Source organism: Curvibacter microcysteis (genome assembly GCF_028649455.1).
GTDB lineage: Bacteria > Pseudomonadota > Gammaproteobacteria > Burkholderiales > Burkholderiaceae_C > Curvibacter > Curvibacter microcysteis.
The window spans coordinates 170,372-177,009 of sequence record NZ_JAQSIO010000009.1; the positions used below are offsets into that span (position 1 = coordinate 170,372).

A 6,638-nucleotide genomic window follows, 5' to 3' on the forward strand; every position below is an offset into this window, starting at 1 on the left:
GGGGGCTGTCTGCGAAGGCGAATGGGGGGCTGTTGGCGGTGATGATTGAAATTCTTCATGACTGAATAATGAAAAATATATCAATCATTGGTGTCCTGAAGAATATTTCAGCGCGTGCCAGGTGTTGGGGGTTTGGCAGACTGGGGAATTCTTCCAGATAATCGAGTCGGTTTATGAATAATGGCCAGGCCCATTCGGGCCGGCCTATTGGTTGAAGACGGGGCTCAGAAGTAGCTCAGCCACGGCGCAGTGCTGGTCTGCTTCATCCTCGCCAAACGTTGGCACAAGGGAATGAGGGCCAGCAGAACCACGCCGGCGGTCAACCAAATCAGCCCTGTTCCGTCGAAGCCGTAGCGCTCACCTTGGTTGGGACCGAAGACCAGTTTCAGCACCAGGTAGAGCAGGTGCAGCAGATAGAGGTGAGCGAGGTAGAAGAACATCGGGACCGCGCCAATCTGGCCCAGCACCCGGCCCAGTGGCTGACCGTCGCGCAGGCGTGCCAGTCCGACCAAGGCCAGCAGTCCCAGGCCGACTGTCAGCAGGATGAAGTGCAAAGAGGGGGGGTATTTGGTCACGTTCAAGAATGCCATGAAGGTGTGGATCTCGGTGGGCCCGGCCACCCAGGGCTGATCGCCGTAGAGGTGAAGCCCGCGCAGCACGGCAAAGCCCAGCAGCGCGCCCAAGCCCAGGGCCAGCAGGCGGCGCTGTCGCTGGGCCGGTTCCACTGAGGGGGCGTACCAGGGGCCTAGCAGGTAGCCAGCCAGGATCAAGCCAATCCAGGGCAGCACCGGGTAGGACGTCCGCACGGTGAGGCCGTCCCCCAGGCGGATCAGGCTGCGGTCATGAAGGATGCCCCAAGGCACAAAGCCCCATTGGTCCGGTGTGAAATGCACACCATCCAGCAGGTTGTGGCCACACAGGATGCCGGCTGCCAGGGTGATCTGCCAGACCCTGGGCAGCCAAAGCAGCGCGGCCAGCGCGAGCATCGACAGGCCGATGGCCCAGATGACTTGCAGGTACAGGCGGCTGGGGCGCAGTTCAAAGGACCAGGCGAAGCTGACCACCGTCAGTTCCAGCACGATCAGGATCAGGCCGCGTTGTGCCAGGTAGCGGGTGGTGTCGTTGCGGCTGCGGCCCAGTTTTTGGCCGTACAGCCATGCGCTGAGGCCCGTCAGCAGCACGAAGATGGGGGCGCAGACATGGCTGCTCAGACGCGTGAAGAACAGAGCCACCGATGTGCCATCCAGGGACATGGGGTCACTGACCTGGTGCTGCAGGAAAAAGAACTCGCGCACATGGTCCACCAGCATCAGCGCCATCACGGCGCCACGCAGGCGATCAATGCTGCCGAGACGAACTCGGGTCAAGACAGGGGTCATGTTGGAGGATGGCATGTGTTGGGAGGGGTTGGCCGAGCAGGCAGGGGATGCAGTGGCCCCGCCCAGAAGGGGGCGGGGCTGCTGCGGGTCTTTACAGCTTGAGGTTCAGTGCCACGAAGGCCGTGCGCCCGGCGCCTGGCGAGTACATGGGCTGGGCACTGCCGGCTGGCCAGAAGAAGTTGTCGTACCAGACGTAAGCCTGGCGGCGGTTGGCCAGGTTCTTGATCTGGAAGTCCACGCTGACCTGGGGTGACACGGTGTATCGGGCGCTGGCGTCAAAGGTCAGCAGGGCGCCGAACTTGCCCTGGGCGTTGAGATCATCAATGAAGTAGTCGCCCTGGGCACGCCCTTGCAAGCCCAATCGCAGCTTCTCGTGGGCCAGGTACTCCAGGCCCACGGTGCTGATGCGTCGCGGTGTGGCGAACACTTCTTTGCCCGCCAGCGACACGCCCGATGCGGTGAAGGCGCTGAGCACCTTGGCCTCTTGCAACGAGTGCGACGCCCACAGTTGGAGCTGGGGGCTGACCCGGGCACTGGCTTGGAGGTCCAGTCCCTTGCGCAGGGTTTGGCCCAGGCCCACGGTGGTGCCGGTGCTGGGCATGTTGGCCACTTCGTTGGTGGCCTCTTGTCGCCACAACGCGACGCGCGCATCGCTTTGAGGTGTGGGCTTGAATTTGAGCCCGATCTCGCTGCCGGTGTTGAGCGACGGCGCAAACTGGGCCTGGCTGGCGGTCATGAGGTAGGCCGGGGCCCGCGAACCCGTCAGGATCTGAAAGCTGCGTCCCCAGTTGGCGTACAGGCTGGTGTGGGCGTCCAGGCTGTAGACCAGGCTGAGCTTGGGTTGCTTGATCCAGCCATAGTCCTGCAAACTGCCGCGTGCCCCGGTGTTGCGCACCAGGGTGTCGCCGCTGAAGCGGTCCAGCCGCAGGCCGGGCACCAGCTTGAGTTGGGCTGTGGGTTGCAGGATGGCCTGCAGGTAAGCGCCGACGTTGTTCAGGCTGTACTGATCGTCGTTCGATGTGGTGGTGGGCTGACTGAAGTTGGTGGGCCGCGCATAGGCAAAACGGTAGCGTTGGTACAGGTTCTTCTGCCGCTCCACGTTGAGGCCCCCGTCCAGCACCAGTGCGGGGCTGGCGCGCCAGGTCATCGTGCCCAGCCAGCCGGTTTGGTTCTCGTCCCAGAAGCGCCGCTGGCGGGGCAGGTTGTTCAAGCTGCTGGCCGCGCTGTTGCTGAAGGTGACGCGGCGGTCATCGCTGTAGTGGTTGAAGTACACCTTCTGGCTGGTCTGCCACTGGGGCGTGATTTGCCAGTCCAGGTGAGCACTGAGCTGCTTCATGTCGCGAGAATCGCCATCGTTGGCGTTGTGGGCGCCCGACTGCCGAGGGTCGTTGGCCGCTTGGGTGGCGGTCAGAAAGCCAGGCTCTTGTGCCTGGTTGCTGTACAGCCGCGCCACCACGCCCGCTTTGACGCTTTGGTCGGCGGAGCTCACAAACCACTTACCACCCAGGGTGTATTTCTCGTAGGCCGAGTGCTGGCGGTAGCCATTCGAGTCCTGTTTGGCGATGAAGTAGTTCTGCGCCAAGCCACCGCTTTCGCGGCCCAGCGCCCACTGGACCTCGCGGGTGGCGTGGCTGCCATAGCTGAAGCGGCTGTCGTTGTAGTTGCCGCCTTGGCGCGTGGCGAACTGGAGGTTGCCGCCAATGTTGTGCAGGCCGTAGCGGGGATCGTTGGTGCCGCGCACCACCTCGATGTAGTCCAGCTCCAGCGGAAAAATCATGTCAATGAAGCGCTGGTTGCCGCTGTTGACGTTGCTAGGAATGCCGTCGATGAGCACCTTGATGCCGTTGATATAGCCCTCGCCATTGAAGGCGCGGAAGGTGGGCTTGCCCGATTCGGCACCCATGCGCGTCTCGGTCAACTGGATGCCGGGCATCTTGCCCAGCAGTTCCCAGCTGTTGTTGACGTTCTGGTCTTCGATCTTGTCAGCACCCAGCAGGTCCACCGAGGTCAGCAAGCTGCTGGCGGGCAGGGGGCCGTTGCTGTCGGCGGCGACTTTGACCTCGCCGAGCGTGATGACGGCATCTCCTGCGGCGGTGGCGTGGCCGTGCAGGCAAGACAGGGTCGAGGCCACCGCAAGGGGCCACAGGTTTTGTTGGAACAACACACATCTCTCCAAGGGGCGCGGGGCCCCAAGCTCTAAAGGAAGGCCATGGCAGCGCCCGTCGGACGAGAAAGTGCCGACAGACGCGCAGGCGCCAACCCCCGTGCTGGGGGCTGGAAACTGAATCAGGGAGTCAGAGCGAGAAAGACGTGGGTGGGGCGCGGGGCGCGGGCCTCAGCCAAGCGGTTTGAAGAGTGGGGGCCGGGCTTGCCGCGAGAGGGGGAGGCGCGGCGGAAGGGAGGCACAGCGCGGGGAGATTGGGCGCCTGAGGCAGGCTCAGGTGCTGGCTGCAAAGGTGGGCGCAGACCAGGCAGATCTCGGCTTCGCCCTCGGAAGGTGCATGGGCATCGACCTGGGAGCCGCTGTCGGCTTCGGCGCTGTGCGCCACCGCCCCCAGCAGCACCGGCAAACCGTGGCGGTGCGACAAGTCGTGCGCCAGTGGCAACACGGCCGTGCCCAGAGATGCCAGGCACAGCAGCCAGGCAAATCGAATCATCCACAAGCGGCGCATTGCAGGAGTTTAACGGCGCTGATGGGCCACTTGGGCCTTGGTGGGGCGGGTTGAATGCGCCGGCTTGCCGCGAGGTCGCCTGGATTGGCAGCTGTTGCGCGGCTTCAAGGCTGCTTCAGTACCTTGAATTCCAACCCCTGTCCCTGGGCGTTGACCCGCGCCAGCACCATGTCACCCGAGTGCACGGTCAGCCCGGAAAACGCGTGAATGTTCACATCGTGCGTGACCAGCACCAGCGCCTGCGATCCCTTGCTCAGAAGGCGATCGGCAATCAGGCGCTGCAAAGCGAGGTTTTGTGAAGTGGCTTGCTCGGGTTGGTCAAAAAACGAGCCCAGCGCGGATTGGGTGCGCGGCTCGCCCAGACCCAGTCGCTCGGCTGTTTGTTGGCAGCGGCACCAGGGGCTGGTGTGAACTTCAGCTTGCTTGACGCCTTGTTGTTGCAGCCAGCTGCCCGTCTCAACAGCTTGAGCCTTGCCCTCGTCGTTGAGCAGCCGTTGTGTCTCGCAGCGGCCGAGCACATAGCCGCTGGGGTCGCCATAGCCGGGCGCATAAGCGTGCCGCATCAGCAGCACATGCTGTGGGCCGGCCAACGCTTCAGACAATTCGGTGGCCTGCGCTGCCGTGCCCAGGCCCAGCAGGACCAGCCAACGGCAAAAGGCCAGCGCGGCGCTCCAAATGGCTTTGATGTTCATCGCATGTCTCGTGTGGGGTGAGTGGGCCATGACGCGGGCGGTTGCGGCCATGGACATCTGACGATGAGGACATGTTGCCCCCGATGAGCAGGGGGTGCTGGACGCTGGCGCGATGCACCGAGGGCCTGCTGGGGTTTGAGCGCGCGGCTTGACAGCGTCCGCCAAGTGGGTTCGGCTGAGCCTGTGCGGCGCTTGGCCACCGGCGCAGGCCCACGAAGGCATGCGGAGATTGCGTATGTGACAAAAGTCAACTCGGCGGCCTGTTGATTTTCAGATACTCTAGACGGACGTTGCAAGTCACAGTGCGAGAGGCACGAATCACCGCGCTCCATGGACAAAATTGCCGATCTGTTGCTTGACGCGATCTGCGTTGTAGACGCTCAAGGGGTGTTTGAGTACATCAGCCCAGCGGGTGAGCGCATCTTTGGCTACACCCCTGAGGAAATGATCGGTCGTCGCATGACCGATTTCATCGCTCCGTTCGACTTGGAGCGCACCTTGTCGGCTGCGCAAAAAGTCATGTCGGGCGAGCCCCATCTGCATTTCGAGAACTGCTACGTTCGCAAAGACGGGCAGCTGGTGCACCTGATGTGGTCGGCGCGCCGGTCTGACGCAGACCAGAAGCGGGTGGCGGTGGCCCGGGATGTCAGCGCGCTGCGGCAGGCCGAGGCCTCACAAGCCGCGCTGTTTGCCATCTCCGAAGCGGCCCACGCCAGTGGCGATGTGGGTGAGTTGATTGCCAAGATCCACAGCATTTTGGCCACCCTGATGCCGGTGCCGCACTTCTCCGTTTTGATCCAAGACCCGCAGCAGCATGCCAGCCGGGTGGTCTACCAAGGGCTGGCAGCGAACAGCACACCAGACCAGGCGCACCAAGAGGCCCATGCCGACCAGGTCTTGTACGAGGCCATGCGAGGCCGCAGCACGGCCTGGCTGCTCACGCCACACACCTTGGGTGAGGCGCCTGCTGCCTGGCAAGCGGTGTACCAACCCGCGTGGGCTGCGTGGTTGGGCGTGCCATTGAGCAGCCCCAATGGCCGTGTCGGGGCTTTGATTTTGAAGCGTTACCAGGGGGATCCGCCCTGGTCTGACAAGCACCAAGAACTGCTGCAGTACGTCTCCAACCAGATCGCCATGGCGATTGAGCGCAAGGAGCTGTACGCGCGTTTGCAGCACATGGCCCAGTTCGATGCACTGACCGGTCTGCCTAACCGCTACCTGCTGGAAGACCGCCTGCGAGGCGCCTTGAGCCGAGCCGAGCGAGCCCAAAGCCGGGTGGCGCTGCTGTTCTTGGATCTGGACCATTTCAAGCTCGTCAACGACCGCCTGGGGCATGCGGTGGGAGACCGGCTGCTGCAGGAAGTCGGGCAGCGCCTGCGCGCCGCTGTGCGCGAGTCCGACACGGTGGCCCGCCTGGGGGGCGATGAGTTTGTGGTCTTGCTGGAGTCCCTCCAGGAGGCGGACCACGTGCAGCCGGTGTTGGAAAAAATTCAGCTCGCCCTGCAAGGGCCTTTTCACCTGGATGGGCACTTGGTGCAGGTCTCGCCCAGCATTGGCTTGGCCCATTTCCCCAATGACGGCCGCTCGGGTGAGCAGTTGCTGCGCCACGCGGATGACGCGATGTACCAGGCCAAGCGGGTGGCCCATGCGGCCCATGCGACGGGCCCTGCCGCCCGGTCCGGAGCGGCCTGACAAAGAAAAAAGCCGGACGGCTGTGAACCGTTCCGGCTTTATCTGTGGTGCCCGGGGCCGGAATCGAACCGGCACGCCTCGCGGCGGGGGATTTTGAGTCCTAAGCGAAACTCAATTGAATCAATGACTTAGGCCCAAAACGTTCCGCTTTTGCGCTCAAAACCTCCCGAGTGAGAAATCCGAAAAGCGGAACACTTTTAGCG

The 6,638-nt window shown here is 63.3% G+C and carries 5 protein-coding genes; 1 reads left to right on the forward strand and 4 read right to left on the reverse strand.

Annotated features, from left to right (window positions below):
* Positions 1-224: 224 nt before the first annotated feature.
* The 4 genes from PSQ39_RS19250 to PSQ39_RS19265 form a co-directional block, all read right to left on the reverse strand.
* Entirely contained in the window at positions 225-1,394 is a 1,170-nt protein-coding gene (locus PSQ39_RS19250) for a DUF1624 domain-containing protein (protein WP_273928830.1), read from the reverse strand.
* Between the two features lie 76 nt (positions 1,395-1,470).
* On the reverse strand, positions 1,471-3,543 hold the full coding sequence (locus PSQ39_RS19255; protein WP_273928832.1) for a TonB-dependent receptor: 2,073 nt from the start codon (positions 3,541-3,543) through the stop codon (positions 1,471-1,473).
* 130 nt (positions 3,544-3,673) lie between these two features.
* The gene (locus tag PSQ39_RS19260; protein ID WP_273928834.1) at positions 3,674-4,051 is read right to left on the reverse strand and encodes a DUF2946 family protein; all 378 of its coding nucleotides are present in this window, start codon (positions 4,049-4,051) and stop codon (positions 3,674-3,676) included.
* Between the two features lie 104 nt (positions 4,052-4,155).
* On the reverse strand, positions 4,156-4,743 hold the full coding sequence (locus PSQ39_RS19265) for a histidine phosphatase family protein (RefSeq protein WP_273928837.1): 588 nt from the start codon (positions 4,741-4,743) through the stop codon (positions 4,156-4,158).
* Between the two features lie 330 nt (positions 4,744-5,073).
* Between PSQ39_RS19265 and PSQ39_RS19270 the strand changes: the two genes are divergently transcribed.
* A complete protein-coding gene (locus tag PSQ39_RS19270; RefSeq protein ID WP_273928839.1) occupies positions 5,074-6,435 on the forward strand; it encodes a sensor domain-containing protein in 1,362 nt (453 codons plus the stop codon).
* The last annotated feature ends 203 nt before the right edge of the window (positions 6,436-6,638 follow it).